At 50.5% G+C, this 26,270-nt stretch carries 26 protein-coding genes; 10 read left to right on the top strand and 16 right to left on the bottom strand.

Annotated elements, in window-relative coordinates; genetic code table 11:
* Both H027_RS0110845 and queF read right to left on the bottom strand, forming a co-directional pair.
* Positions 1–2,241, bottom strand: coding sequence for a tetratricopeptide repeat protein (locus H027_RS0110845; RefSeq protein WP_024872479.1), 2,241 nt, complete (start codon positions 2,239–2,241; stop codon positions 1–3).
* Between the two features lie 76 nt (positions 2,242–2,317).
* A complete protein-coding gene (gene queF / locus H027_RS0110850) occupies positions 2,318–3,169 on the bottom strand; it encodes an NADPH-dependent 7-cyano-7-deazaguanine reductase QueF (protein WP_024872480.1) in 852 nt (283 codons plus the stop codon).
* Positions 3,170–3,220: 51 nt separating this feature from the next.
* Between queF and syd the strand changes: the two genes are divergently transcribed.
* Positions 3,221–3,790 (top strand): SecY-interacting protein, encoded by a 570-nt coding sequence (syd, locus tag H027_RS0110855; RefSeq protein WP_024872481.1) that lies wholly within the window; start codon positions 3,221–3,223, stop codon positions 3,788–3,790.
* Here syd and H027_RS0110860 read toward each other — a convergent pair.
* Positions 3,779–4,096, bottom strand: coding sequence for a hypothetical protein (locus H027_RS0110860; protein ID WP_024872482.1), 318 nt, complete (start codon positions 4,094–4,096; stop codon positions 3,779–3,781). The two genes, syd and H027_RS0110860, sit on opposite strands and share 12 nt — an antisense overlap.
* Positions 4,097–4,126: 30 nt before the next feature.
* Entirely contained in the window at positions 4,127–4,555 is a 429-nt protein-coding gene (locus H027_RS18395; protein ID WP_024872483.1) for a DUF3301 domain-containing protein, read from the bottom strand.
* 77 nt (positions 4,556–4,632) lie between these two features.
* On the opposite strand from H027_RS18395, the gene H027_RS0110870 reads away from it, so the two are divergent.
* Positions 4,633–4,968: a YqcC family protein gene (locus H027_RS0110870; RefSeq protein ID WP_024872484.1), complete on the top strand. Its 336-nt coding sequence runs from the start codon at positions 4,633–4,635 to the stop codon at positions 4,966–4,968.
* Complete coding sequence (gene truC, locus H027_RS0110875) at positions 4,965–5,693, top strand: tRNA pseudouridine(65) synthase TruC (protein ID WP_024872485.1); 729 nt, start codon at positions 4,965–4,967, stop codon at positions 5,691–5,693. Before H027_RS0110870 ends, truC begins: the two co-directional genes overlap by 4 nt.
* Positions 5,694–5,771: 78 nt before the next feature.
* Here truC and H027_RS0110880 read toward each other — a convergent pair whose 3' ends face one another.
* The 8 genes from H027_RS0110880 to gpmM form a co-directional block, all read right to left on the bottom strand.
* Positions 5,772–6,107, bottom strand: a complete 336-nt coding sequence (locus H027_RS0110880; RefSeq protein WP_024872486.1) for a hypothetical protein — start codon at positions 6,105–6,107, stop codon at positions 5,772–5,774.
* Between the two features lie 210 nt (positions 6,108–6,317).
* Entirely contained in the window at positions 6,318–7,124 is an 807-nt protein-coding gene (nirC, locus tag H027_RS0110885) for a nitrite transporter NirC (protein ID WP_024872487.1), read from the bottom strand.
* A gap of 2 nt (positions 7,125–7,126) precedes the next feature.
* Positions 7,127–7,456, bottom strand: a complete 330-nt coding sequence (nirD, locus tag H027_RS0110890) for a nitrite reductase small subunit NirD (RefSeq protein WP_024872488.1) — start codon at positions 7,454–7,456, stop codon at positions 7,127–7,129.
* A complete protein-coding gene (gene nirB / locus H027_RS0110895; RefSeq protein ID WP_024872489.1) occupies positions 7,453–10,002 on the bottom strand; it encodes a nitrite reductase large subunit NirB in 2,550 nt (849 codons plus the stop codon). The genes nirD and nirB overlap by 4 nt, the downstream gene beginning before the upstream one ends.
* A gap of 3 nt (positions 10,003–10,005) precedes the next feature.
* Positions 10,006–11,055: an FAD-binding oxidoreductase gene (locus tag H027_RS0110900; protein WP_024872490.1), complete on the bottom strand. Its 1,050-nt coding sequence runs from the start codon at positions 11,053–11,055 to the stop codon at positions 10,006–10,008.
* Positions 11,056–11,123: 68 nt separating this feature from the next.
* Positions 11,124–12,785 carry a hydroxylamine reductase gene (gene hcp, locus H027_RS0110905; protein WP_024872491.1) on the bottom strand — a complete coding sequence of 554 codons (1,662 nt, stop codon included), beginning with the start codon at positions 12,783–12,785 and terminating at the stop codon, positions 11,124–11,126.
* A 172-nt stretch (positions 12,786–12,957) separates the two neighbouring features.
* Positions 12,958–14,190, bottom strand: a complete 1,233-nt coding sequence (gene envC, locus H027_RS0110910) for a murein hydrolase activator EnvC (RefSeq protein ID WP_051448983.1) — start codon at positions 14,188–14,190, stop codon at positions 12,958–12,960.
* 33 nt (positions 14,191–14,223) lie between these two features.
* Entirely contained in the window at positions 14,224–15,762 is a 1,539-nt protein-coding gene (gene gpmM / locus H027_RS0110915; protein ID WP_024872493.1) for a 2,3-bisphosphoglycerate-independent phosphoglycerate mutase, read from the bottom strand.
* A 203-nt stretch (positions 15,763–15,965) separates the two neighbouring features.
* On the opposite strand from gpmM, the gene H027_RS0110920 reads away from it, so the two are divergent.
* Genes H027_RS0110920 through gpsA form a run of 3 tightly spaced genes read left to right on the top strand, consistent with a single transcriptional unit; the run spans position 15,966 to position 17,928 of the window.
* Positions 15,966–16,397, top strand: coding sequence for a rhodanese-like domain-containing protein (locus H027_RS0110920; protein WP_024872494.1), 432 nt, complete (start codon positions 15,966–15,968; stop codon positions 16,395–16,397).
* Positions 16,398–16,450: 53 nt separating this feature from the next.
* Positions 16,451–16,924 (top strand): protein-export chaperone SecB, encoded by a 474-nt coding sequence (gene secB / locus H027_RS0110925; protein ID WP_024872495.1) that lies wholly within the window; start codon positions 16,451–16,453, stop codon positions 16,922–16,924.
* Positions 16,924–17,928, top strand: coding sequence for an NAD(P)H-dependent glycerol-3-phosphate dehydrogenase (gene gpsA / locus H027_RS0110930; protein ID WP_024872496.1), 1,005 nt, complete (start codon positions 16,924–16,926; stop codon positions 17,926–17,928). Before secB ends, gpsA begins: the two co-directional genes overlap by 1 nt.
* Before the next feature lie 69 nt (positions 17,929–17,997).
* On the opposite strand, the gene nfuA is transcribed toward gpsA, so the two are convergent.
* Positions 17,998–18,576 (bottom strand): Fe-S biogenesis protein NfuA, encoded by a 579-nt coding sequence (nfuA, locus tag H027_RS0110935; RefSeq protein ID WP_024872497.1) that lies wholly within the window; start codon positions 18,574–18,576, stop codon positions 17,998–18,000.
* Positions 18,577–18,646: 70 nt separating this feature from the next.
* Positions 18,647–19,357: a ComF family protein gene (locus H027_RS0110940; protein WP_024872498.1), complete on the bottom strand. Its 711-nt coding sequence runs from the start codon at positions 19,355–19,357 to the stop codon at positions 18,647–18,649.
* A gap of 182 nt (positions 19,358–19,539) precedes the next feature.
* Between H027_RS0110940 and H027_RS0110945 the strand changes: the two genes are divergently transcribed.
* Entirely contained in the window at positions 19,540–19,956 is a 417-nt protein-coding gene (locus tag H027_RS0110945) for a hypothetical protein (protein WP_024872499.1), read from the top strand.
* A gap of 113 nt (positions 19,957–20,069) precedes the next feature.
* Here H027_RS0110945 and amt read toward each other — a convergent pair whose 3' ends face one another.
* Positions 20,070–21,578 (bottom strand): ammonium transporter, encoded by a 1,509-nt coding sequence (gene amt / locus H027_RS0110950; protein ID WP_024872500.1) that lies wholly within the window; start codon positions 21,576–21,578, stop codon positions 20,070–20,072.
* A 348-nt stretch (positions 21,579–21,926) separates the two neighbouring features.
* Here amt and bioH point away from each other — a divergent pair, with 348 nt between their 5' ends.
* The 3 genes from bioH to H027_RS0110965 all read left to right on the top strand — a co-directional run bounded on the left by bioH (position 21,927) and on the right by H027_RS0110965 (position 23,908).
* A complete protein-coding gene (gene bioH / locus H027_RS0110955) occupies positions 21,927–22,691 on the top strand; it encodes a pimeloyl-ACP methyl ester esterase BioH (protein WP_024872501.1) in 765 nt (254 codons plus the stop codon).
* 84 nt (positions 22,692–22,775) lie between these two features.
* Positions 22,776–23,054: a hypothetical protein gene (locus H027_RS0110960; RefSeq protein WP_024872502.1), complete on the top strand. Its 279-nt coding sequence runs from the start codon at positions 22,776–22,778 to the stop codon at positions 23,052–23,054.
* A 5-nt stretch (positions 23,055–23,059) separates the two neighbouring features.
* On the top strand, positions 23,060–23,908 hold the full coding sequence (locus H027_RS0110965) for a putative metalloprotease CJM1_0395 family protein (protein WP_024872503.1): 849 nt from the start codon (positions 23,060–23,062) through the stop codon (positions 23,906–23,908).
* Between the two features lie 24 nt (positions 23,909–23,932).
* On the opposite strand, the gene H027_RS0110970 is transcribed toward H027_RS0110965, so the two are convergent.
* Positions 23,933–26,242, bottom strand: a complete 2,310-nt coding sequence (locus H027_RS0110970) for a Tex family protein (RefSeq protein WP_038149256.1) — start codon at positions 26,240–26,242, stop codon at positions 23,933–23,935.
* Positions 26,243–26,270 lie beyond the last annotated feature (28 nt).

The following is a 26,270-nucleotide window of genomic DNA, read 5'->3' on the forward strand; positions in this document are numbered from 1 at the left end:
TCAGGGTTCAGCTCTATCCTGTGAGGGTAAGAGCAACGCAGTCCAGTCAATGTTATTGGCATGCTTCTCGGAGCAGCTGACTTTTACCAATCCTTTGGTTATTGCGTCTATCGTTCGGGTTCTCAATTCGCCGTTAAAAAAAGCGGCCTGCTGATAATCAATAGCAAATAATTCAACCCAAACATTCTTGCATAATTTAGTTGATAATTGCATGGCTCCCGCGAGGGCTATGCCACAAATTTCTAATGTTTGCAGCGGTTTCAGGGCATTTACTGATTTACTCAGGAAAGGATACTGTACTTTGCCGCAAATAACGCGTTCATCCAGTCCATATTTGCGCATAATCACACCGATACGATTTTCTATCCGCACGATGATTTCGTGGTATTGGTTGGTAGCGTCTTCAGGGATAGTACAGAGAATCAGGCGATCAGGGAGCAGATAAAAGTTGCATTGTTCCGGCATGCGCTGACGGATAGCATGTGAGACCTGACGCAGGATAGATTGTGCTTTTTTCAACCCCACCTGACATTCTAAATCTGTCAGTCCATTAACTCTGAACAATAACATGACGGTAGCGGGGAACGGCACAGTGGTACCAGGCTGTAATGCAACTTGGTGTTTACCGAACTCCTTTTGTAGCAAATAGGCTGAACCCAGGTTGGTAACCGGATCGTAATCAATCGCTTGCTGCAGTTGTTGCTGTTCCTGACGAAGGAAGCGAAGCTTGCGGATATGCCACAGCAAACCCACTCCCATAATTGTCATGATCAGGGCGGCACTGATGCCGACCTTAAAGTACCAGTTTAATTCACCATCAAGACGCCGTTTTTCGTTATCCAATTCTTGCAGACGTTGCGACTGATCCAGCCGGGTATAATTGGCAAAAAAATCAGTTTGTGGGCTGGGGTTGCTGGCGTCAGCATCGTGCTGGCTGTTGCTGTATAACTTGTAATTGAGTAAGGCTTTGTCGAATTGGCCATTGTTTTCATAGGCAAGCGATAACAAGCGGTACAATTCTGTTTCCAGACTTTTTTGTTCCGGAATCGGGGTATTCAGCATCTGCTCCAGCAACACAATGGCCCGGACCGGATTATCTTGTTGGTCATATAATTCAGCCAGTGCTAACAGAGACAAGCGTTCGTAATAAGGCAGATGTTGACGTTGAAACAGCTCATAGGCGGCGGTCAGATAGGTTTGTGCTTCATTGTAGTGATGCAACTGCTCATAAGTCTTACCGATTTCCAGATGTAGCCTTGCCAGATCCTGTGGGCGGGCAGTGTGTTTATATACCCCTGAGGCATTCAGCAATAAGGCGAGCGCCAGATTGGTGTCATGGGCCTCTCGCTTCAACTGTGCCAGATGAATGATGGCATCAGCCTGCCAACTGTCATTACCAATTTGTTGTGTAATATCCAGTGCTTGCTCGGCGTAGTCGATGGCGTTGGGCAGGTCTTGTTCCTGAGCAAATAATGCGCTGATCCGGGTTGTTAACTGAAGCTGTAACTGTAATTGATGGATTTTTTCCGCTTGTTGCAACGATTCATGATAGGCCAGCAGACTGTGCTCATCCTGATTCGTCAGGTGCAACAGATCGCCTTCCAGCATATCAGCCCAGACTGTAAGTACTGCATTGGGATGCGTCAGCAGCAATGTTCGCACTTGTGACAGCATCTCGCGGGCCAGTTCCGGCAGTTGCCGGTGAATGGCCAGTGCGGTGTTGAGTAAACCCACATAAATGGGCAGTTCACTGTGAGGGTTATCGCTGTTTTGTAACAGGACATTGAGTCGTTGCCATGCATGATGGGCGGGGATCGGTTTATTGATATCCAGCCCCAGAATGGCGACCTGGCTATACAGGCTGATACTGGCCAGATCATCAAAATGCTGACGGGTAGCTATCTCTTCGGCATACACCAGCGAGTCTAATGCTTCGCTGTATTGTTCCTGCCGTGCATAGCAGTTGCCATTGATGATCAGCGCCTGGACCTGTTGCCGGCTGGTGCGTAACATTAAATTATCACGCAACCGTGCAGGTAGATTTCCTCGGGCTGTTCTGCCTGGCAATAACGGGTTGTTTTGCAGTTGTTGCATTGACTCGGTGAGCTGAATGCAACGATCCGGATTGGAAAGACCGATTTGCTGAGCCTGCTGCAGAATGTCAGGCAAGTCGGTGTTGTCCATATCCGGCAACGGTACGCTGAGTCCATTCAACAGAAAAACCAGAGGCAGTAACGTCATAGATTTATCTTTTCGTCAGATTTCTGTTGGTTAGTGAGTTTTGATTATGCGATATCTCACACTGATTATCTGTCGTTTATTGCCGGATTAAACGCATATTTGCCGGCGCGGGTTCCCAATTACTGCGGAATGGGTTGATGTCCAGACCGCCGCGACGTGTGTAACGGGCATATACCGTAAGTTTTTCCGGCTGACAATGGTGTTGCAAATCAACGAAGATGCGTTCAACACACTGCTCATGAAACTCGTTATGCTGACGGAACGAAATCAGATAACGCAGCATTTTCTCGCGGTTGATTTGCGGGCCGCGATAGTGAATGACCACACTGCCCCAGTCGGGTTGCCCGGTCACCAGACAGTTGGATTTCAGCAGATGACTGTGCAGGGTTTCTTCAACCAGCGTGTTGCTATCACCGGCCTGTTCCAGCCAATCACTCGAAAAATGGTAATCATCGATCACGATATCCAGATCATCGATACATTCGCCAGGGAAGGTGTGGATATGGTGCGCCGCTTCTGACAAAGGATAGAGGGTGACTTTAACCGTTCCCTGCGCACATTGGCTCAGATCTTGTTCCAGCGTATGACGCACCGTGGTCAGATCGGCAAAGCGAGTCTGATTGAAGCTATTCAGATACAGTTTGAACGATTTGGATTCGATGAGATTGACGCTTCCGGCATCAATTCTGACTTCACCGATGGCGACGACCGGTTTGCCTTTGTTGTTGAGCCAGGAGAGTTCATACAAGGTCCATAAATCTTCGCCGTGAAAAGGCAGGATATTGGCCAGATTTAATGCATCCCGGTTTAATTGTCGGGGAACAGGTTGTAACAGTTCCGGGCAATATTCTGCGACATAGTCTGTTTTTTGACCGAGTGTCAGGTTAGCCAGAAGCGGGTTATTTTCATAAGGGGATGCATGAGACATGGGCGGTTCGCTCAGTTAAAATCCAAGTATCTTTAATTGTCGGGAAAAACCGTGACTGATCAAGTTATTTGCGCACTATCTGATGTATTTGCACGCTGGTTCGCCTACCAACAGCAACGCGGGATCCAAGTTTGCTGTGCCAGTGATGAAAAACGACCTTCCCCGTGTCGGTATGATGCGGCAAATAAAGCGTTGTGGAAGCCATGGCAACGGCCGGAACCGGCTAATCTGCAGAACATCGCTACTGCATTGGACTGCCCATTTCATCCTACCATTCATAGTTACTACGGATGGGGATTTGCAGGGACTATTACGGTGTCCTTTAAGGGATTGGCTGTGAGCTTAGTGCAACCCTGGAATGAAAAGGATTTTGAGCAGTTGCAGAAAAATCTGGTGGCGCATGTCTTGATGCTGCGTCGTTTAAAGCTACCCGTCACCTTGTTTCTGGCTACCGTGCCGAACGAATTGCAAGTGATCAGTCTGAATAATGAAACGGGCGAAGTGTTGCTGGAACAACTGGGCCAGTCCACCCGTTGGGTGCTGGCCAGATCATTACCGGAGTTTTTGCAAAAACTGTCGCCACTGGCGTTGAAACCGGAAGCGGGTGCGTTATCCGCCTAACTGTTCCAGCAGGCTGACACGTTTGGCTAACATGATCACTTGTTGCTGTAGTTGTTCGACCTGTTGCTGCAGACGCTCCAATGAGGGTTCGGTGTTCTCTGCGGCTGTGTTTTCAGCGGAAGCGTTTTCTGTCTGCCCTGGCATCCCTAATGATTGATAGGCTTGCGGATCTTGTTTCCAGCGTTGAATGGCGCTGATCAGTGTCGCCATTGGAACAGGCTGACGCAGACGTGCTTTCACTAACGCGGTGGTGGGTGTTTGACCATTGGCGGCCAGTTGGTTGGCGATACGAAATATTTCGTCCATCAGAATGAAGCTCCCAAAATAAATCTGTTTTCAGTGTCGTTGCCGGGGGAAGGGAATGACATTGTTCGTACCTGTCGTCGCAGGTGGTGGCGTATCGTGATGTTCATGCGGGGTTGGCATATTGATGACGATGCCCTGTGTACCATTATGCTCTGGTGTTTCTGTAGCAATCGGGTTCACACGAAAAATGGGTTGCTGTAGCCCGGTCAGATAGAGTTCCCCTTCCGCTTTGTTCACGCCATCGGCACTGTATTCAAATACGAAGGCATTGGCTTTTTGTATGAGGCGAGACAGGAGCAATGGAATGCCAAAGGATAAACGCGCAATACTCAGTAATTGCAGGTCGGCATTCAGGCAATAGCGGCGGATCAAGTGTTCTGCTAATTCAGATTGCTGACGACGTTGCCAGGCTTCTGCACCGATCAGGCAGATTAAAAATAACAGCAACAGGTCAGTCATAGTTTCTTTAACTCAGTAAAAAACTGCGGTAGTGATATATTAGCCGGAATTTAAGCGTAACAGGAAATCGGTGTGTTATGTCACGACAAGTGATGTTTTTGTTGAAAGAGCTGGAGCTGACTTTGCAGCGTTTAGAGTTATGGCAGGATGAAATGCCATCGGAAGACGCATTGGCCAGCACCCAGCCGTTTGCAGTTGATACACTGGAATTTCATCAATGGTTACAGTTCATTCTGCTGGTTCGTTTTCGCAATATGCTGGCCACCGGGCAAGCCTTACCAACTGCGGTGGCTATCTACCCGATGGCGACCGAAGTTTATAAGAATAAACTCAAAGAACATGCCTTGTTGTTGGATGTTTTGGCTCGGTTGGATGAAACACTCAGCGGGAAACCGGTCGAACGTCTGCAATGAAATTAGAGATTCTGTATCAAGATCAACATCTGGTCGCGATCAATAAACCGGCCGGGTTGCTGGTGCATCGCAGCTGGCTGGATAAAGGCGAAACGCAGTTTGCCATGCAGATGACCCGTGATCAGATCGGTCAACATGTCTATACGGTGCATCGTCTGGATCGACCGACCTCAGGGATTCTGCTGTTTGCTCTGGATCCGGAAACGGCCCGCTTGCTGACCGATGCCTTTGCCGGACACCGGATGCAGAAAGCTTATCTGGCATTGGTCAGAGGCTGGGCTCCGCTGCAAACATTTCTCGATTACCCATTAAAGGAAGAATTGGATCGGATAGCGGATAAATTTGCAGATCAGGACAAACCGGCACAACCTGCGAAAACTCATCTGCGTTGTCTGGCGCGGGTAGAACTACCGTTTGCGGTCTCGGCACGGCATCCTAGCAGTCGCTACAGTCTGGTGAAATTGTTGCCCCTGACCGGACGCAAACACCAGCTCAGGCGTCATCTGGCGCATCTGCGTTATCCTATCGTGGGGGATACCTCGCACGGGGATGGCAAGCATAATCGTTTTTTCCGCGAACAATTCGGCTGTGATCGGCTGATGCTGCACCATCATCAACTGCATTTCCGACATCCGCATTCGGGTGAGCTGATTGCCATTCAGGCTCCGTTGGACGAGCGCTGGCAGCAACGGCTGACGGAGTTTGGCTGGAGTCTGTCGCTTTAATTGCTTGGTTAAGCCTAAAGATAGCATTTCAACAGACACCTCGGTTGATATACCAAGGTGTCGTCAGCAATAACGTCACTATTTGGCCGCGAGAAAACCAATATCCTTTTCACGGTAGGGTTCTTCATCGTGATTGAATTCGCGACCAGGGAAAGCTGCCAGCGATTCGACCTGGTGCCAGGGAATAAAGATGGCGGCATGATAGACATCGGGTGGGGTGGAGAAGAAATCCTGTGTTTGCCACTGTTTGTTTTCAACCCAGATCCCAGCAGTTTCTACTCCAGCCAGCCGGACATAATATTGCGAGCAATCGGGATCATTCGGTTGAATCAATGATTCGGCGCTTTCTACATAACCGGGCATGAATTTAACTAAAACAATTTTTCCGACGTATTCAATCATGAGATGACTCATAATCAACTCCTTGTTCTGTGAAGAATTTATTGTTCGCAACACGCTGCTTCTTCTTCATCACAGACGACCGATGAGCCGGCAAGAACAGACAGTGGATCCTTCTTAAAGCATAGATTCAGTTAAGGCAGGCAGGTAAAACATTTTTCTGAAACAGAAAGAAGGGTCACATTGTTGCTGCCATCCGCAGGCATGGCAGCAACAGGGAATGGATTAAACGCGTTGTGTACCGCGAACGGAAGCCGTGCTCGTTACCCGTTGCGCGTGTGGTGTGGCATACCAGTAGCCTAAGCCCATGAACAAGACGCCAGAGACTGTATTGCCCAGTGTCACCCACAACAGATTGTGGCCGATGCCAGCAAGAGTGTAATCCGGGGTATGTGCACCAAACCAGGAAAGAGCAAACAGTGTCATATTGGCAATCGAGTGCTCGTAGCCGGAAGCGATAAAGGCCAGCAGACACCACCAGATCGCGATGAATTTCGCTGAACCTTCCACCCGCTGGCACATCCAGATAGCCAGACAAACCAGCCAGTTACACAGCATCCCTTTGGCAAACAGCACCAGTGCTGGCGCGGTGGTTTTCGCCAGTGCGACTTTATGCAGCAGACTACCGTCAACTGGCAAGATCTGTCCGCCACCGCCCAGATAGAACAGATAGGCTACGCCAATCGATCCGAGCAGATTGCCGGTCCAGGATTGCGCCAGAATACCGGTGGCTTGCAACGTATTCAGTTTGCCGGTTTTGACTCCAAAGGTTAGGAACATGGTATGGCCGGTGTAAAGTTCGGCGCCTGCAATGATCACCAGGGTCAGTGCAATCCCGAAGGTAGCGCCCATTACCAATGGCCGGATGGTCGGCTCGACCAGATTTCCCAGCGTGAAAATCAAGATGATCCCGAGGCCGACATACGCGCCAGCCATCAAGCTGCCGATCCAGAAACTCATCGGGTTGTTTCCCGCTGTATTCTTGATCCTTGCTGCCACGGCAGCGCATTTTTCGATGGTTTCCTGATACATGATTATCTCTCCTCCTTGAGTTCAATACGGCCGTTGGTGACTCGTGCGGCATAGGCTGCGACAGAAAACTCTGTGTTTTCCAGACAGGTGCCATCTTTCAGGTTGAAGTGCTGTTTTTTCAACGGGCTGGCGACATACCATTCATTGTGCAAGTCGGCCAGAATACCGCGTGACAGGACGCTCGCCTGATAGAACGGGTCGATGTTATCAATGGCATACACCTGATCATTGTCCAGTGGGCGGAAAATAGCGACTTGCTGGCTGCCCAGCAACGCGCAGACGCCGGTGCCGGGAATGATGTCGCTCAGTGCACAGATATCGGTCCAGCTCATACCGGTTCCTCCAGAGAAATGTTGTAAGTCGGAATACGTTCTTCCGGTCTCGCCGGACGGTGCTGGTGGCGTTCAGATACAAATTGCACCAGTGGATCGGGCTGTGCGCTGTTGATGAAATGACGGAAGCGCAGCTGTTGTTGTTCGCTATCCAGCGTGTTTTTCCACTCGCAGCTATAAGTTTCACGGATCGCCGCCATATCCTGTTCCAGCTCGGCACAAATATTGAGCTTGTCGTCAATGATGACGGATTTCAGATAGTCCAGACCGCCTTCAAGGTTGTCCAGCCAACTGGCGGTACGCTGCAGCTTGTCAGCCGTACGCACATAGAACATCAGGAAGCGGTCGATGTAGCGGATCAGCGTTTTTTTATCCAGATCGGCGGCCAGCAAGTCGGCATGGCGTGGTTTCATCCCACCGTTACCGCAAACATACAGGTTCCAGCCCTTGTCGGTAGCAATCACTCCCACGTCTTTACCCTGTGCCTCGGCACATTCACGGGTACAGCCGGAAACACCAAATTTCATTTTGTGTGGCGAACGGATGCCTTTGTAGCGGTGTTCCAGTTCTACACCTAAACCTACACTGTCCTGCACACCGTAACGGCACCAGGTGCTGCCGACGCAGGTTTTCACCATCCGTAGTGACTTGGCATAGGCATGACCGGTTTCAAAGCCGGCATCGATCAGGCGTTCCCAGATGGTCGGCAGATCTTCTTTGCGGGCACCGAACAGACCGATACGTTGTGCACCGGTGATTTTGGTGTAGAGGTCATAATCACGGGCCACTTCGGCGACAGCCATCAGACCCTGCGGGGTGACTTCTCCGCCCGGCATCCGCGGGATCACGGAGTAAGTCCCGTCTTTTTGCATGTTACCCAGGAAGGTGTCGTTGGTGTCCTGCAGCGGGGTATGCGCCGCTTTCAGCACATATTCGCCCCAACAGGTAGCCAGAATAGAACCGATAGCCGGTTTACAGACATCGCAACCATGCCCATGACCGTGTTTACTGATCACGTCATCAAAGGTTTTCAACTGGCCAATTTTGATCAGATGGAACAGTTCCTGACGGGAGAAGGCGAAATGTTCACACAGGTGATTTTTCACCTCAATGCCCTGACGGGACAACTCAGCATTCAGTACCTGAGTGATTAACGGTACGCAGCCACCGCAACCGGTACCAGCTTTGGTTTCGGCTTTGATCGCCGCGACGGTGTGACAACCGGCTGCCACCGCTTCTGCTATGCGGCCTTTGGTGACGTCAAAACAGGAGCAGATCTGGGCACTGTCTGGCAGGGCATCGACACCCAGTGTCGGTTTCGCACCGGCATGCGCAGGCAGAATCAACGTATCAGGATGTGCTGGCAGCGGCATATCGTTCAGTTTCATCTGCAGCAGATTGCCGTAATCGGTGGTATCACCGACCAGCACCGCACCCAGCAGTTTGGCGCCATCGCTGCTTACCACAATTTTCTTATAAACCCCGGCGGCATCATCCTGATAGACATAGCTCAGGCTGTCCGGCGTGCGACCGTGCGCATCACCAATACTACCCACTTCGACGCCCAGTAGTTTCAGTTTGGCACTCATGTCGGCACCGGTGAACGCATTGGCATTGCCGAGCAGATGATCAACCGCGACCTGTGCCATTTTGTAGCCGGGCGCGACCAGACCGAAGAAGCGGCCATGCCATGCAGCACATTCGCCAATGGCATAAATGTGTTCGTCGGCGGTGACGCAGTGATCATTAATTTCGACACCGCCACGTTCTGCAATCGGCAGATCACAGTAACGGGCGAGGGTATCCTGCGGACGGATACCGGTTGAGAACACCACCAGATCCACATCCAGCACACTACCATCGGCAAAACGCATCTGGTGATGACCTTCTTTGCCCTGATAATGCGCGATTTCACGGGTATTTTTGCTGGTATGTACGGTAACGCCCATGCCTTCGATCTTACGGCGCAGCATTTCGCCGCCCTGACGATCCAGTTGTTCCGCCATCAGCACCGGGGCGAACTCGATAACATGCGTTTCCAGACCCAGCGCTTTCAGGGCGCCGGCAGCTTCCAGACCCAGCAGACCACCACCAACAACAACACCGTTTTTAGCCTGTTTGGCGGCTTCACGGATCGCTTTCAGATCTTCGATGGTGCGGTAAACAAAGCATTCATGGTGGGCGCTGCCAGCGATATTCGGTACCCAAGGGTAAGAGCCGGTAGCCAGCACCAAGGTGTCATAAGGCAATGTCTGACCTTTGTTGGTTTCGATAACCTGTTTGCTGCGATCAATCAGTTTGACGGCTTCATTCAGGAATAGCTTGATACCGTGTTTTTCATAAAAACCCGGTTTAACCAGACTCAATTCGGCGGCGGTGTGATGCGAGAAATAAGAAGAAAGATGCACGCGGTCATAGGCTTCGCGTGGTTCTGCACCAAAAACGGTGACTTCGTACTGACTGAGGTCGGCTTTATCCACCAGTTCTTCCAGATAGCGGTGACCAACCATGCCGTTACCAACAACGATAATCCGATGTTTCTGCATAAATTAAAGCTCCAGTTCCAAATCTGAGTTGGCGCGGCTGCTGCACGCCAGAATATAACCTTGCAGCTTATCTTCTTCGGTGAGTGGGCCTGGCTGGGTACTGATATCTTCCACGCTGCCACTGATCACTTTGCACTTGCAGGAACCGCAGATCCCGGAACGGCAGGCACCGATAATGGGTAATTGCAGTGACTCCAATGCTTCCAGCACGGTTTGTTGATTGCTGATGTCGCTGCTGGCACCAAAGCCCGGAACATCCAGGCGGAATTGCTGGTTGCTATCTGATGTCTCTGCAGTCAGCGGTGTGGCAGGTGCGAACGATTCCTTATGGCTGTTTGCCATCGGGAAGCCACGGTTTTGCAGCATTTGTTCTACAGCATCCATATACACTGACGGGCCACACATAAAGTTATGGCAATCAGTCAAGTCTGGAACCAAGGCTTGGAACAGTGCCGGATTCAAAAAGCCCTGATAGCAAGGGAAGGCATTCGTGACGGTATCGAGGATCAGGAACAATTTGAACTGTGGATGTGTCGCAGCCATGGTCATCAGTTCATCACGGAAGATGATGTCATCGGCATGACGCGCACTGTAGAGAAAGAAAATTTCGGTCGGATGTTTGTTATCCAGCAGCCAGCGTGCCATCGACATCATCGGCGTAATGCCACTACCGGCACTGCACAACAGAATTTTGGCTGAACTATAATCGGCTGGCAGGAAGAATGCGCCAGTTGGATGCTGGGCCGTTAATGTGTCACCGGCATGGAAATGATCCAGCAGCCAGTTGGAAACCAGACCATTAGCAACCCGTTTAACCGTCACCGCTAAATCGGCTGAACGGCTGGGCGAGGAACAGAGTGAATAGGCACGGCTGTGCGGTTGCCCGTCAATATCCACTGTCAGTAGCAGAAATTGTCCCGGCTGATAAGAAACGGCCAGCGGTTGCAATGGACGAAAAACAAAGGTGGCGGCATCTGCTGTTTCCTGGCGACGCTCAATGCAACATAGCGGCTGGGCGCCTTGCCATACGGCAGGTTGAGAAGAAAAAGTCATACTGAATTCCTGTCGTGATATCAATCGGCCGGGCAGGGCTGCGGCGCAGCCCCGCACACGGTTTATTCTCAGGCGGCGAGAATATCTTTCAGATCCTGTTCCACTGTGGTGATGGTTTTCAGATCGAAGTTTTCACTCAGGAAGTTCAGCAGGTTTGGTGTCAGGAAGCCCGGTACAGACGGGCCGACACGAATGCCTTTAATGCCCAGCGACAGCAGCGTCAGCAGGATCACAATGGCTTTCTGTTCAAACCAAGACAGCACCAGCGACAGCGGCAGATCGTTCACACCACAACCAAACGCGTCGGCCAGCGCCAGCGCCAGCTGAATAGCAGAATAGGCATCGTTACACTGGCCGACGTCGAGCAAGCGTGGAATACCGTTGATGTCACCGAATTCCAGATCGTTGAATTTGAATTTGCCACATGCCAGCGTCAGGATCAGGCTGTCTTGCGGTACGGCTTTCGCCATTTCGGTGTAGTAGCCACGCTCCTGCTTATCACCATCACAACCCCCGATCAGGAAGAAGTGTTTGATGTTGCCGGCTTTCACCTGATCGATCACCGCCGGAGCTGCAGCCATCAGCGCATTGCGGGCAAAACCGGTCATGGTGTAGTGCGGAATTTCATCGTAAGGGAAACCTTCCAGTGACTCAGCCTTCGCAATGACGGCACTGAAATCATCACCTTCCAGATGCGTCACACCCGGCCAGCCGACGATGCTGCGAGTAAAGATACGGTCAGCATATTTACCGACATTCGGGTTGATGATGCAGTTGGAGGTCATCACGACAGCGCCTGGGAATGCGGCAAACTCTTTCTGCTGGTTCTGCCAGGCGGAACCGTAGTTACCGACCAGATGCGGGTATTTCTTCAGCAGTGGGTAAGCATGTGCTGGCAGCATTTCACCGTGCGTATACACGTTGATGTTTTTGCCTTCGGTCTGTTGCAGAATTTTTTCAAGATCGTGCAGGTCATGGCCGGAAACCAGAATGGCTTTACCTGCAATCGGCTTCATGTTCACTTTGGTTGGCTCAGGGTGACCGAAGGTTTCGGTTTCGCCTTTATCCAGCATCGCCATGACTTTGAAGTTCATCTGACCGATCTGCATTGCACAATCCAGCAGCGGTTGCATTTCGGTAGGCTCTGTACCGAGGAAGGCCATGATTTGGTGATATTCAGCACCGATCTCATCTTCTTGTTGACCCAATACGCGGGCATGTTCCATGTAAGCCGCAGCCCCTTTCAGTCCATACAGACACAGCAGACGCAGACCCAGAATATCTTCGCCAATCGCCGCTTTATCACGGTTTACTGCCGCATTCGGTGCCCATGCCAGCAGCTCGGCTTTATCAGCCGTCATGATCAGGGCTGCAGGGCCGGTTGCCACTTCCGGTGCTTTACCTGCCAACAGACAGGCCGCTTCATAGCGGGATTTCAGTGAATCACGATTCTGTTGGGCTTCATTGATGAAGGCAATGATGCGGGCCGCATCGAAGTTCACGTTGGTCAGCGTAGAAAACAGTGCCTGACAGACATAGGCATCAATGTCACGATCAACGATGCCAACAGAGCGGGCCTTCAGGGCATAGTCAGAAACACCCTGCAGCAGATAAATCAGCACATCCTGTAAGTCAGAGACTTCTGCAGTCTTACCACACATGCCCATGGTGTAGCTGCAACCTTTAGCAGCCGGAGTAGAGATAGTCTGTTCACACTGAATACAAAACATTGGTTGTTCCTTGCGTTGATTAGCCAGTATGAGAATAGCTATATCAAGGGGTGTGCCAATATTTTATATTATTGATTAATAATGGATTTGTTGGTTTGTGCTTATACTTGAAGTCAAAAAGACACAGTGTTTTTTCTGTGTCTTTTTGACCTTATGTGTCTTTTTAACTCGGCTATTTGCCCAGCAATAAAAGTGGATTGACGGGCTTGCCAGCCTTGCGAATTTCAAAATACACACCGGTTGCACCAGCACTACCACTGTTGCCGGCACTGGCAATCACTTCGCCACTGTTGACGTGCTGGCCGACGTGTTTGTTCAAATTCTGGTTATTACCATACAGACTTAAGTATCCGCGACCATGATCGATCACCAATACATTGCCAAAACCATCCAGCCAGTCAGCAAACACCACATCCCCGCTGCCAGCCGCTTTAACCGGTGTACCGCTTCCGGTCTTGATCAGAATACCTTTCCAGGCTACCTCACCGGTACGGGTCTCTCCGAATTTACGGATCACCGGTCCATGCACCGGCCAGCTCATGCGACCGGATTTACCCAGTCCTTGCAGATCGTTTTTCGCCAAACGGGCAGCTTCCTTACGGGCAGCCGCTTCTTGCGACTTGCCTTCCTGCCGGGCTTTTTCCCGCGCTTTGGCTAAGGCTTCCTCTTTCTGACGGCGTCGCTCTTCTTCCATGCGTTTACGCTGTTCTTCAATTTTCTGCAGCATGGCTTTTTCTGCCTGTTGCAGCTTGGTCAGTTGCTGCTGATCCGATTGCAGCGATTCGTGCATTTCCTGGGCTGTTTTTTCCCGTTGCTGCTGTTTTTGCTGCAAAGACTGTTGATCCAGCTTCTGATCATCAATCAGCGCCCGCAGTTCCTGACTGCTTTCACTGGTGTCTTGCTTGTTCTGGAGTAATTCCGCTTTCGTTGCATCCAGCTGTTTCAGAACGTGTAAACGTGCCTGATTCATATAACCGTAATAGTCCATGGTGCGACCCACGGCAGCCGGATCTTGCTGATTGAGTAAGAGTTTCAGATAGTCATGCTGGCCCATTCGATAGGCTTCATCGAATTGTTCGGCAAGCAAATGCTTTTGCTGGCGCGACTGCGCTTCCAGTTTGGCCCGCTGCGCATCCAGTTGTTGTAGCTTGTTTCTGACTTTATTGAGTCTGCTTTGGGAGTATTGTAATTTTTGATTAGCCGCAGCAATGGCTTCTTCATCCGCTTTAAGTTGCTGTTGCAATGAAGCCAGGTCTTTTTTCTGAACCTGTATAGCTTGCTGTTTTTGCTGGATTTGTTCTCGTACGCTAGATAGCGAGGAGTTTACATTTTTTGTATCTTCCGCCTGTATGGCGGCGCTAAAAAACAACGCGCCGACCAACAGGCCGACGCGATTGTATTTCATAGGAAACAACTGCTCTGCCCTCATGGGCGAGAATTATTTCAGAACCATCAGTGGCTTACCAGTCATTTCGGCTGGGATTTCCATGCCCATCAGTGTCAGCATGGTTGGCGCCAGATCAGACAGTTTACCGCCTTCAACCGCAGTTGCTGCACGGCCCATGTAGATCAATGGCACTGGCAGGTTGGTATGTGCAGTGTGTGCCTGACCGGTTTCTTCGTTGGTCATCTGTTCAGCGTTACCGTGGTCAGCCGTGATCAGACATTCACCACCGACTTCCTGCAGTGCAGCAACAACACGGCCGATAGAAGTATCAACAGCTTCACACGCTTTAACCGCAGCATCGAAATCACCGGTGTGACCGACCATGTCGCCATTCGGGTAGTTACAGACGATCACGTCATATTTACCACTCTTGATGGCTGCAACCAGTTTGTCGGTCAGCTCGCCTGAGCTCATTTCTGGCTGCAGGTCGTAAGTGGCCACTTTCGGGCTGGCAATCAGTTCACGATCTTCACCAGGGAAGCACTGTTCTTCACCACCGTTGAAGAAGAAAGTCACGTGGGCATATTTCTCAGTTTCAGAAATGCGCAGCTGGGTCTTGTCGTGTTTGGCCAGCCATTCACCCAGGGTGTTGGTCAGTGCTGTTGGCGGATAAGCACAAGAAGTTTTGATGTCAGCCGCATATTCAGTCAGCATCACGAAATCAACCAGTTTTGGCTGTTTGTTGCGAACAAAACCTGTGAAGTCAGCATCAGTGAAGGTACGAGTGATTTCACGCGCACGGTCAGCACGGAAGTTCATGAAAATCAGCGCATCGCCGTCTTCCAGCACAGCAGCATCAGTACCGATCACGCTGGCTTTCACGAATTCATCGTTTTCACCGCGCTCGTAAGCCGCAGCCAGTGCTGCAGTTGCATCGGCGTAGTTAGCGAACGCAGATTTACCTTCACACAGCAGGTCATACGCTTCCTGAACACGTTCCCAACGGTTGTCACGGTCCATGGCATAGTAACGACCCACCATAGAAGCGATACGGCCTTTGCCCAGTTTCTTGAACAGGGCATCGAATTTCTCGATAGATTCTTGCGCAGAACGAGGCGCTACATCACGGCCGTCCAGGAACGCGTGGAAGTACAGCTTGTCAGCACCGCGCTGCGCAGCCAGTTCCAGCATACCCATGATGTGGTCTTCATGGCTGTGAACGCCACCTGGTGACATCAGACCCATCACGTGAACCGCTTTACCTGCAGAAACAGCCGCATCAACGGCTTTGCACAGGGCTTCGTTTTTGAAGAAATCGCCATCGCGGATTTCTTTGGTAACACGGGTCAGTTCTTGATAAACAACTCGGCCAGCACCGATGTTTACATGACCCACTTCAGAGTTACCCATCTGGCCGTCAGGCAGACCGACGTCCATACCAGAACCGGAGATCTGAGTGTTGGCATATTTAGCGCACAGCGCATCCAAATTAGGTGTGTTGGCTGCGGCAACGGCATTGCCTTCTTTTTTATCGCTGTAACCCCAACCATCCATGATGATCAGCGCCAGTGGCTTTTTAGCTGTAGACATTGTGTGTGGCCTCTTTTTGGGAATTTCCGAAAACAAGTTCGACTGCGTTTAATTCTACAATATCTGTGGGATTAGTCACCTTTTCACCACATTTCATCCCGCATTTCACGGAAGGAATTTTCATTGCCGGGGGAATACTGTAAATCTACCGGTTCACATGTAATACTGTTGCGATTATTTTCAGTTGTTGTTGGGAAAAAAGAATGCAGGAATATATTGATTTTGCTATGCGTCACGAGATGTTGGTGCTGGCGTGGATTGGTTTGGCAACGGCGGTGGTTGCCTCCGCAGTGAAAGGGGCATTATCACCGGTAAAACAGATCGATCATCAGGCAGCGGTTGCCTTGATCAATAAACAGGATGCGCTCATTGTCGATGTGCGTGCCCAAGATGAATTTGCCCGTGGTCACATTGCCAACTCTCATCATATTCCACTGGCTCAGATCGAGCAGGGAAATACCACCGAGATTGATAAACATAAAGAGAAGCCGGTTATTATCGTTTGCGAAACGGGCTCTCGTGCTGAAACAGCGGCAACGAAATTGTCAAAATCAGGTTTTACCCAGGTTTATTTATTGCGTGGTGGTTTGACTCAGTGGCGTTCCAGTAACTTACCAGTCACGAAAAAACGTTAATCTTAATTATCAAATAACAGCCGACAGGCAATTCTTATATCAAGGGCATTAAAATGACAGAAGCAGTAAATAACACCGAAGCGCAGCCAGAATTTCAAATTCAACGTATCTATATCAAAGATGTCTCTTTTGAAGCACCGAATACCCCGGTTGTGTTCCAAAAAGATTGGCAGCCTGAAGTTAAACTGGATATGGATACTCAGACTCAGGTATTGGGTCAGGATGTTTATGAAGTTGCATTAACATTGACCGTGACCTGCAAGCTGGGTGAAGAAACTGCGTTCCTGTGTGAAGTTAAACAAGCCGGTATCTTCACTGCGGCTAATCTTGACGCACAAAGCCTGGCACATTGCCTGGGTGCTTTCTGCCCGAACATTCTGTTCCCTTATGCTCGTGAAACCATCGCCAGTCTGGTCAGCCGTGGTTCTTTCCCACAACTGAATCTGGCACCGGTCAACTTTGATGCGCTGTTTGCTTCCCACATTGCGCAACTGGAAGCGGAACAGGCGCAAGCAGGCGTGCAGTAATGAGTTCTTCTGTTGCACTGAGCGTGATTGGGGCGGGGTCTTATGGCACCGCCCTTGCCATTTCATTGGCACGCAAAGGTCAGCCGGTATTGTTGTGGGGTCATGACCCGCATGAAGTGGAACGTCTGCAGCAAGAACGCTGTAATCAGGTTTTTCTGCCTGGAGTCGCTTTTCCTGATTCATTAGAAGTGACGAATGATCTGGCGTATGCCGTTTCAGCCAGTCGAGATTTACTGATCGTTGTGCCCAGTCATGTATTTGGCGAAGTATTACAGCGGATCAAGCCATTTTTGCGTTCGGATACGCGGGTTGCCTGGGCAACCAAAGGGTTAGAACCCGAACACGGGCGCTTGCTCGGTGATGTGGCGAAAGACATATTGGGCGATCAGACGCCACTGGCGGTGTTATCAGGCCCTACGTTTGCCAAGGAGCTGGCGGCTGGAATGCCAACGGCTATCGCTGTTGCCGGAACCGATGAGCAGTTTACGGCTGATATGTCGGCCTTGATGCATTGCGGTAAATCATTTCGTGTCTACACCAACCCTGATTTTATCGGTTTGCAGATCGGGGGGGCAGTGAAGAATGTCATTGCCATCGGTGCCGGGCTGTCTGACGGTCTTGGTTTTGGTGCCAATGCCCGAACCGCATTAATTACCCGTGGATTAGTTGAACTGCAACGGCTGGGTTTATCTCTCGGTGCTGATGCCAAAACCTTCATGGGCATGGCCGGGCTCGGTGATCTGGTGCTGACGTGCACCGATAATCAATCCCGTAACCGCCGTTTTGGTCTTGCATTAGGGCAGGGGAAAACGGTGGAACAGGCCATGACCGAGATTGGTCAGGTGGTTGAAGGTTACCGTAATACCAAAGAGGTGCATGCACTGGCTGCACGTCAGGGCGTGGAAATGCCTATTTGTGAACAGATTTATCAGATCCTGTATCAGGGAAAATCAGCTCAGGAAGCGGCGTTGACGCTGCTGGGGCGTGATCAGAAAGGTGAGTAATTTCTCTGCCCGCTACCAAAACGCCAGCATTTGCTGGCGTTTTTTATGAAAACAATTTCTACTGAAAAATTAATAGAACGAATGTTCACCCCGAGCATGTTCGGTGGCATCTTTCACACCTTTCAGCTCGTTTGGAAACAGTTCAAGTAATTGCTTTTCGATGCCCTCTTTCAGCGTAACATCGACCATGGAACATCCGTTGCAACCGCCACCAAACTGCAGAATGGCAATCCCGTCGTCAGTCAGTTCCGTCAGGGTAACTCGGCCACCATGTGCCGCCAGAGACGGGTTGACTTGTGATTGCAGCACATATTCCACGCGTTCGGCCAGCGGAGCGTCATCATCCACCTTGCGCATTTTGGCGTTCGGTGCTTTCAGTGTCAGTTGTGAACCCATCTGATCGCTGATGAAGTCAATGGCGGCGTCTTCCAGAAAAGGGGCGCTGTTCGGATCGATGATGGCATCAAAACCATCGAATGGCTGATGGGTATCTTCCGGTTCGACCGCATCAGGTGGACAATAAGACACACCGCACTCCGCATTCGGGGTGCCCGGATTCATAACGAATACGCGGATATGGGTATTTTCCGCCTGTTTTTCCAGCAGCTTGCGGAAGTGGGCTTGAGCGCTTTCGGAGATTGTGATCATCGCCATCCTCTAATCCTGACTAAATAGCTAAGGTATTATCATACGCTGCAATGCGTATATCTCACAACACTTATTCACCGTGCAGTTGCGTTCTGCAGATTGCCCAGACATCTATGCGTTGGCAACCACTTTCTTTCAAAAGTCGTACCAGCGCGGTGACCGTTGCTCCCGTGGTGACAACATCATCTAAGAGGGCAACATGCTGATAGTGATGCGGTCTGATCTGAAATGCATCCTTGAGATTGCTTTGTCGCAGAACCCTGGATAAACCGGCCTGAACTTTGGTGGCCCGTTTACGTTGTAACAGCTGCATATCAACCGGAATATTCAGATATTTGTTTATCGGGCGGGCGAGTTCTTGTGCCTGGTTATAGCCCCGCTGCCATTGTCTTCGCCAATGAAGGGGAACGGGCAGGATAACTTCGGGTTTCGGTTCTTCTTCTGGATAGAGCTCAGCCAGCATCTTACCGAACAAGACAGCAGGCAATGGCCTATGCTGATACTTGAGCTGGTGGATTAGCCCAATCAGTGGAAATTGATAATCTGCCAGGATATGCAGGAAATCCCATACCGGTGGTTGCAGTTGGCAATGGCCACATATGTTTTCTTTGCCGGCCATGGGCGTGCCACATAATCGGCAGTGATGATCCAGCAGGGGCAGTTCTTCGGCGCAATAATGACAAAGCAGAGCCTGATCGGTTGCTTGGCGACAAAATAAACAAATTCCCTGCAGCGACTGAGGTGCCAGCGGGGAAAACAGGCGTAGAAATCGGTTGAACATGGCAGTCATGACAGAAGAGATCGATGTGCTTACTGTAATGAAATAACTCCCCGGAGGGTGCCTGTCGTTACTTTCGGGCTAGGGATATATGACCTGAAAAACTTTGTCACAAATTCACATAAACTGGTGATAAATGCGGTCTACGCTAAATTAACTACACGTGTAATGTAATGGAGAAAAACATGAAAACACGTCAAATCGGGTTGGTATTACTCGGCGCAGTGTTACTCCCTGTTTTAACATCACCAGCGTATGCAGACCGCTATCGCGAACACCCCCGTTACTATCGGGTGATGCCTCCCGGCTATAAAACCGTGATTGCGGCTGGGGTCACCTATTTTGTTCTGGATAACCTGTGGTACATGATGCACGGTGATCGTTATGAGCAAGTTCAAGCACCAACTAATGTGACGGTCATTAATAATCCTCCAGTAGTGGCCTCACCTCCGGTTATCATCAATCCACCTGTTGTGACCAACCCCAACCTTTCTCCGATGACGGTCATCGATGTCAGAGGTATTCGTTATTACCTCAAAGAAGGCCGCTATTATCGCAGAGATATCAACGGTCAATATCTGGAAGTTACTCCTCCTATTTAATGGTGAGATTCAACGCACACGTTGATGTCTCCACAGCTTAGTTATTTCTGAAGGCTTTTAATCAGGCAATAAAAAAGGCACCCGAGGGTGCCTTTTAAATGGATGGTGAAATCTTAGTTGTTGTAAGCACGTTCGCCGTGAGAAGTCAGGTCCAGACCTTCGCGTTCTGCTTCCACAGGAACACGCAGACCTACCAGCTTGTCAACGATGAAGTAACCAACAATAGACACCAGACCAGACCAGATAATAGAGGTTGCTACTGCAATGGCCTGAATTTTCACTTGGTCAGGGATGGAGTAAGTAGGCGCAACAGCATTGGCCACGTAATCCCATACACCTGTACCGCCCAGATCTGGTGAAGCAAATACACCGGTCAGGATCGCACCCAGCATACCGCCAATACCGTGCACACCAAATACGTCCAGAGAATCGTCAACGTTCAGCATGCGTTTCAGACCGTGTACGCCCCACAGGCAAACAACACCAGCCAGACCACCGATCACGATACCGCCCATGACACCGACGAAACCGGCAGCAGGAGTAATGGCAACCAGACCAGCAACAGCACCAGACGCAGCACCCAGCATAGAAGGTTTGCCTTTCAGCGCCCATTCTGCAAAAGTCCAGGTCAGAGTTGCAGCAGCAGTTGCAGCCCAAGTGTTCACGAATGCCAGCGCAGCCGTACCGTTAGCTTCCAGTGCAGAACCGGCGTTGAAACCGAACCAGCCGAACCACAGCAAGCTTGCGCCAATCATAACCATAGTCAGGCTGTGTGGCGCCATGGACTCGCGGCCAAAACCGACACGTTTACCCAGGAAGTAGGCACCGACCAGACCAGAAACCGCAGCGTTGATATGAACGACTGTACCACCGGCGAAGTCCAGAGCACCGTGCTGGAATAACCAACCACCAGTTGCATTGGCAGCATCGGCTGCAGCTGCACTTGTGTAGGCATCAGGACCAGCCCAGTACCACACCATGTGTGCCATTGGCACATAAGACAGCGTGAACCAGAACACGATGAACAGCAGTACGGCAGAGAAGCGGATGCGTTCAGCGAAAGCACCCAGAATCAGACAGCAGGTAATGGCTGCAAACGCACCCTGGAATGCGACATAGATAAATTCGGAAACACCGATACCCTTGTTGAAGGTCGCTGCAATAGAATCCGGAGTCACCCCTTTAAGGAACGCTTTGCTCAAGGTGCCGAAGAAAGCATTTCCTTCTGTAAAGGCCAGGCTATAGCCATAGATAACCCACAGCACAGTAACCAGACTGAATACCATCAATACCTGGATCAGCATGGAAAGCATATTTTTGCTGCGCAGCAAGCCGCCGTAGAACAGCGCAATGCCAGGAATAGACATCAGAATAACAAACGCAGAACATACCATCAGCCATGCGTTATCGCCTTTATTAACGGTGTCAACAGGCGCAGCTGCTGGTGTTGCAGCCGCTGCAGCGGGTGCCGCAGTGGCCGTAGCAGCAGGTGCTGCTGTAGTTGCAGCCGGAGCTGCGGTTGCGACTGAGGTGGATGCTGCTGGTGCGGCATCTTCACTCCATGCTGGTGTTGCCAGCCCGAAAGCCCCCACCAGCGCCAAGATTGCAAACAATCGTTTCATTGTAGATATCTCCCTGATAATACCGTGTCCTGATCTCGACAATCGGAGGTCTGAGAACTCGTTGGTCGGACGAGGATGTCACTAACCTGATATTTCCTTCGCAGGAATTATGCCAACCTGGATCACATTAAAAATGGCTCAAAAATAACATTCCTGCCTGTGCTATGAGCAAAATGGTGCAGACGACGCACATCAATGAGGCGTTGATAGATTATTGTGAACTTATTTGGTGCGCAAAAAGTAAACAAGATCCACGATGCGCCAACTTAACGAAAGCAATCATATTCGCTTCGGTGGAACAGGCTGGGTATCATGTTGTTATCTGAGGCAAGTGCTGATGGATGAATAATGAGTGTTTATATTGAACAGCTAGGTCGCGGGCCTGATTTGGTGTTACTGCATGGATGGGGATTAAATGGTGCAGTGTGGCAGGAAGTGATTCCGTATCTTCAGCAGCACTACCGGTTGCATTTGGTCGATCTGCCGGGATTTGGCCATAGTCGTGACATGGTCATGAGCAAGTATGACTTAAGCGCGTTGAGTGAAACCGTATTGGCTGAGTTACCGCCACAATTTCATGTGCTGGGCTGGTCCATGGGCGGATTACTGGCATTACGTATGGCGCTCGATCATCCTGCCCGCATTCAGCGCTTAATTCTGACTGCCAGTTCGCCCTGTTTTTTACAACAAACTGATTGGCCAGGTATCCGGGCTGAGGTATTAGCCGGATTCAATGCTTTATTACAGCAGGACACCCGAAAGACGATAGAGCGTTTTCTGGCTATTCAGTCGATGGGCAGCGCCACGGCAAAAGAAGATATCCGACGGTTAAAACAGGGGTTGCAGCTACGCCCTGACGCGATGCCTATCGCGCTCAGTGCAGGCTTGGATTTGTTACAGTCGGTGGATCTTCGTGCGCAGTTATCCCAACTGCAGTGTCCGGTTCTGGGCTTATATGGGCGACTCGATAGTTTGGTTCCTGTTGCGGCAGTCACTCAGATTGAATCTTTAATTCCCGATTGTTGTTCAGTTGTTTTTGCGCAGGCAGCGCATACGCCGTTTATTTCGCATGCCCAGCAGTTTGCTCTGGAACTACAGACTTTTTTAGGCTAAAAAATGTGCGACAAACGTTGTTATTATCCGCGTTTGTCATCGATAATTAATACAGGCTGATTAACGAGTGTCGGAAGCATTTGCATGAATATTAATAGCGCGTTTTCCTCTGGCGTGTTCGGATTACAGAAAGCAACAGCACAGATGGACAGTGCAGCCAGCAAAATTGCTCAACAAACGCTACCTTCAGCTGGCAGTGCTCAGGCTTCTGGCAGTGCTCAGGGGGTATCTGTGCAGCAGAATGACTCGTTGCCTGATTCTCTGGTGCAGTTGAAAACAGCCGAGATACAAGGCAAGAGCTCTGTGGCGGTGATCAAACGCGCTGATCAGATGCTGGGTTCGTTACTGGATATTCACGTGTAATTATTATGAACGTCGCCCCTTCCTATCCCAATTTTGTGCCTTTGGCACTGCAGCCGACCACTGAGGCGGCAAAGCGGGATAATGTCCGGCGGGAACGCATTCCAGAGCCGGAGGAAAGCAAGGCAGGGCAGACAGATAATCGACAGGATAATTCAACCAGCCCATCTCCGGCTTACATCAATCCGCCTACTAAAAAACAGTCTGCAGATACCTATTCGCTGGCATCGATAAAAAGCAATGCCAGTCAGTCGCAATCAGATTCGTCCTCGACCTCCTCTGATGCGGTGACGGCAGCGGCTGATCAATCAAAAGACAAGCAGCAGACTTCGTCTGGTGACAATTCATCTTCTGATTCAGGGCAAGATAAAGAGAAAAATCCAAAAGAACAGCAGGCCGTTCAGGATCTCAAAAAACGAGATGCCGAAGTTCGGACGCACGAGCAGGCGCATCAATCCGTTGGTGGACAATATGCCAGCGCCCCCTCCTATGACATGACGCAAGGGCCGGATGGCAAAAGCTATGCGACCGGAGGGCATGTCAACATTGATGTGTCGCCTGTGCCCAATAATCCTCAGGCCACCATCAATAAAATGACGCAAGTGGAAAATGCGGCATTAGCACCGGCCGATCCTTCGTCTCAGGACAGGAAAGTAGCGGCACAAGCGGCGAGCATGGCCATGAAAGCCCGCAGTGAATTGTCGAAACGGAAATCAGGCAGCGGAAGCACCAACCAAGACAGCGCATCTGGCAACAATACCGCTTCGTCAATGCAACAGCGCAACGACACGATCTCAAATCGTTATCTCTCCTCAGGCCGTCCGCAACCACAGACGGCCATGAGTATTTACGCCTGATCCAACATCATTCTGCGATGCAGTTTATTTCCGTTTCGCCTTGGCAAACGCGGCTGCAAATGCACTATTGCTGGAATGCTGCTCGGGCTTGGCATGAGCCTTGTGGTGGTGATGTTCTCTGTGTTTGGCCGATGCCGGCTCGTGTTGCGTTTTGCCATGATGTGATTTGGTGGTTTCATCATCCAGACGCATGGTCAGGGCAATGCGCTTGCGGGGAATATCCACTTCCACGACTTTGACTTTGACAATATCACCAGCTTTCACCACTTCTCTCGGATCGGCGATGTAGCGGTTGGTCAGGGCAGAAATATGCACCAAACCGTCCTGATGAACCCCGATGTCAACAAAAGCACCAAAGTTGGTCACATTGGTCACGACTCCTTCCAGAATCATCTCCGGTTTCAGATCTTTTAATTCCTCAACCCCTTCGCGGAAGGTCGCGGTTTTAAATTCAGGTCGCGGATCTCGGCCCGGTTTATCCAATTCCTGCAAGATGTCGGTGACGGTTGGGATCCCGAAATGTTCATCAACATAGTCAGCCGGTTTCAACGATTTCAGCAGTCGGCTATTGCCAATCAGTTCCGAAACGGGTTTGTCTAATTGGCGGATTATTTTTTCTACGACCGGGTAGGCTTCCGGGTGCACTGACGACGCATCCAATGGATTCTTTCCATCCCGAATTCGCAGGAAGCCGGCACACTGTTCGTAGGCTTTCGGGCCTAAACGAGCCACCTTGAGCAACTCTCGGCGCTCCTGAAAAGCGCCATTTTCATCGCGATAGCTAACAATGTTCTGTGCCAGCGTTTTACTTAAGCCGGAAACGCGGGTCAGTAAGGGCACGGAGGCTGTATTCACATCAACGCCGACCGCATTCACGCAATCTTCCACGACGGTATCCAGATTGTGTGCCAGTTGGTTTTGGCTGACATCATGTTGATATTGACCAACCCCGATGGCTTTCGGTTCAATTTTTACCAACTCTGCCAAAGGATCCTGCAGGCGTCGCGCAATCGAGACTGCACCGCGCAGTGAAACATCGAGTTGTGGGAATTCCTGCGCGGCCAATTCCGACGCGGAATAAACAGACGCGCCCGCTTCACTGACGACGACTTTCTGTGCTTTGCATTGCGGATGACGGTGGAACATATCGGCAACCAAACGGTCGGTTTCGCGCGATGCGGTGCCATTACCGATACTGATCAATCTGACATTAAATTGTTCACACAAGGCATAGAGGATCTCAATCGCCTGATCATATTGGCGTTTGGGTTCAAACGGATAAACTGTATGCACAGCCACGACTTTACCGGTTTCATCGACGACCGCGACTTTTACACCGGTACGAATACCGGGGTCCAAACCCATGGTGGCCTTCATGCCGGCAGGGGCAGCCATCAGCAAATCTTTCAGATTGCTGGCAAATACCCGGATGGCTTCTGTTTCGGCTGCATCCCGCAGGCGGCCGATCAGTTCTGTTTCCATCTGCAGGGAAAGCTTAATTTTCCAGGTCCAGTTTACGACACTTTGCAGCCATTTATCCGCCGGGCGACCCTGGAACGATAAGTCAAAATAGTGCGCGATCATCTGTTCACAAGGATGAATGTCACCCGTTTGCTCAACATGCAGGCTCAGTGCTAAAAAACCTTCATTCCGACCACGCAGCATGGCCAGTGTCCGGTGGGATGGGACTTTTGCAATGGCTTCCTGATGATCAAAATAATCGCTGAATTTAGCACCTTCTGCCTGTTTACCTTCAATGACTTGCGAACGCAGCATGGCCGATTGCCAGAGATAACTGCGTAGTTTTTCCAGCAGCCCGGCTTCTTCGGCAAACCGTTCCATCAGAATATAACGGGCCCCATCCAGTGCAGCTTTGCTGTCGGTAATTTGGTATTCCGCATTCAGGTATTTTTGTGATTCCTGTTCTGGATCCAGTTCTGGATCAGCCAGCAAACTTTCCGCCAATGGTTCCAGACCGGCTTCAATGGCGATCTGACCTTTTGTCCGTCGTTTGGGTTTATAGGGCAGGTATAAATCTTCCAGACGTGTTTTGGTATCTGCAGCCAGAATATCGGCTTTGAGTTCGTCAGAAAGTTTTCCCTGTTCACTGATCGAGGCGAGAATGGTTTGCCGACGATCTTCCATTTCACGCAGATAACTTAAACGCTGTTCCAGATGACGCAGTTGAGTGTCATCCAATCCACCTGTGGCTTCTTTACGGTAACGAGCGATAAAGGGAACAGTGGCTCCGTCATCCAGTAATTGTACGGCTGCAGCCACCTGCTCATTGCTGGCATTAAGTTCATCCGCAATGATTTGATTAATCGAAGGCATATTTATCCTCATGTTTCACGCCGTTATT

Source organism: Tolumonas lignilytica, from assembly GCF_000527035.1.
Classification (GTDB): domain Bacteria; phylum Pseudomonadota; class Gammaproteobacteria; order Enterobacterales; family Aeromonadaceae; genus Tolumonas; species Tolumonas lignilytica.

What these genes read in the sequence shown, in the direction of transcription:
- H027_RS18395 (WP_024872483.1), bottom strand. Translation starts at nt 4,555, where the DNA reads ATGACTGACCTGTTGCTGTTATTTTTAATCTGCCTGATCGGTGCAGAA.
- amt (WP_024872500.1), bottom strand. Translation starts at nt 21,578, where the DNA reads ATGAAACGATTGTTTGCAATCTTGGCGCTGGTGGGGGCTTTCGGGCTG.
- nirC (WP_024872487.1), bottom strand. Translation starts at nt 7,124, where the DNA reads ATGTATCAGGAAACCATCGAAAAATGCGCTGCCGTGGCAGCAAGGATC.
- nfuA (WP_024872497.1), bottom strand. Translation starts at nt 18,576, where the DNA reads ATGATCACAATCTCCGAAAGCGCTCAAGCCCACTTCCGCAAGCTGCTG.
- envC (WP_051448983.1), bottom strand. Translation starts at nt 14,190, where the DNA reads ATGAAATACAATCGCGTCGGCCTGTTGGTCGGCGCGTTGTTTTTTAGC.
- bioH (WP_024872501.1), top strand. Translation starts at nt 21,927, where the DNA reads ATGAGTGTTTATATTGAACAGCTAGGTCGCGGGCCTGATTTGGTGTTA.
- gpmM (WP_024872493.1), bottom strand. Translation starts at nt 15,762, where the DNA reads ATGTCTACAGCTAAAAAGCCACTGGCGCTGATCATCATGGATGGTTGG.
- gpsA (WP_024872496.1), top strand. Translation starts at nt 16,924, where the DNA reads ATGAGTTCTTCTGTTGCACTGAGCGTGATTGGGGCGGGGTCTTATGGC.
- secB (WP_024872495.1), top strand. Translation starts at nt 16,451, where the DNA reads ATGACAGAAGCAGTAAATAACACCGAAGCGCAGCCAGAATTTCAAATT.
- H027_RS0110920 (WP_024872494.1), top strand. Translation starts at nt 15,966, where the DNA reads ATGCAGGAATATATTGATTTTGCTATGCGTCACGAGATGTTGGTGCTG.
- H027_RS0110845 (WP_024872479.1), bottom strand. Translation starts at nt 2,241, where the DNA reads ATGACGTTACTGCCTCTGGTTTTTCTGTTGAATGGACTCAGCGTACCG.
- H027_RS0110860 (WP_024872482.1), bottom strand. Translation starts at nt 4,096, where the DNA reads ATGGACGAAATATTTCGTATCGCCAACCAACTGGCCGCCAATGGTCAA.
- queF (WP_024872480.1), bottom strand. Translation starts at nt 3,169, where the DNA reads ATGTCTCATGCATCCCCTTATGAAAATAACCCGCTTCTGGCTAACCTG.
- nirD (WP_024872488.1), bottom strand. Translation starts at nt 7,456, where the DNA reads ATGAGCTGGACCGATATCTGTGCACTGAGCGACATCATTCCCGGCACC.
- H027_RS0110965 (WP_024872503.1), top strand. Translation starts at nt 23,060, where the DNA reads ATGAACGTCGCCCCTTCCTATCCCAATTTTGTGCCTTTGGCACTGCAG.
- H027_RS0110970 (WP_038149256.1), bottom strand. Translation starts at nt 26,242, where the DNA reads ATGCCTTCGATTAATCAAATCATTGCGGATGAACTTAATGCCAGCAAT.
- H027_RS0110900 (WP_024872490.1), bottom strand. Translation starts at nt 11,055, where the DNA reads ATGACTTTTTCTTCTCAACCTGCCGTATGGCAAGGCGCCCAGCCGCTA.
- nirB (WP_024872489.1), bottom strand. Translation starts at nt 10,002, where the DNA reads ATGCAGAAACATCGGATTATCGTTGTTGGTAACGGCATGGTTGGTCAC.
- H027_RS0110960 (WP_024872502.1), top strand. Translation starts at nt 22,776, where the DNA reads ATGAATATTAATAGCGCGTTTTCCTCTGGCGTGTTCGGATTACAGAAA.
- H027_RS0110870 (WP_024872484.1), top strand. Translation starts at nt 4,633, where the DNA reads ATGTCACGACAAGTGATGTTTTTGTTGAAAGAGCTGGAGCTGACTTTG.
- H027_RS0110945 (WP_024872499.1), top strand. Translation starts at nt 19,540, where the DNA reads ATGAAAACACGTCAAATCGGGTTGGTATTACTCGGCGCAGTGTTACTC.
- H027_RS0110880 (WP_024872486.1), bottom strand. Translation starts at nt 6,107, where the DNA reads ATGAGTCATCTCATGATTGAATACGTCGGAAAAATTGTTTTAGTTAAA.
- truC (WP_024872485.1), top strand. Translation starts at nt 4,965, where the DNA reads ATGAAATTAGAGATTCTGTATCAAGATCAACATCTGGTCGCGATCAAT.
- H027_RS0110940 (WP_024872498.1), bottom strand. Translation starts at nt 19,357, where the DNA reads ATGTTCAACCGATTTCTACGCCTGTTTTCCCCGCTGGCACCTCAGTCG.
- hcp (WP_024872491.1), bottom strand. Translation starts at nt 12,785, where the DNA reads ATGTTTTGTATTCAGTGTGAACAGACTATCTCTACTCCGGCTGCTAAA.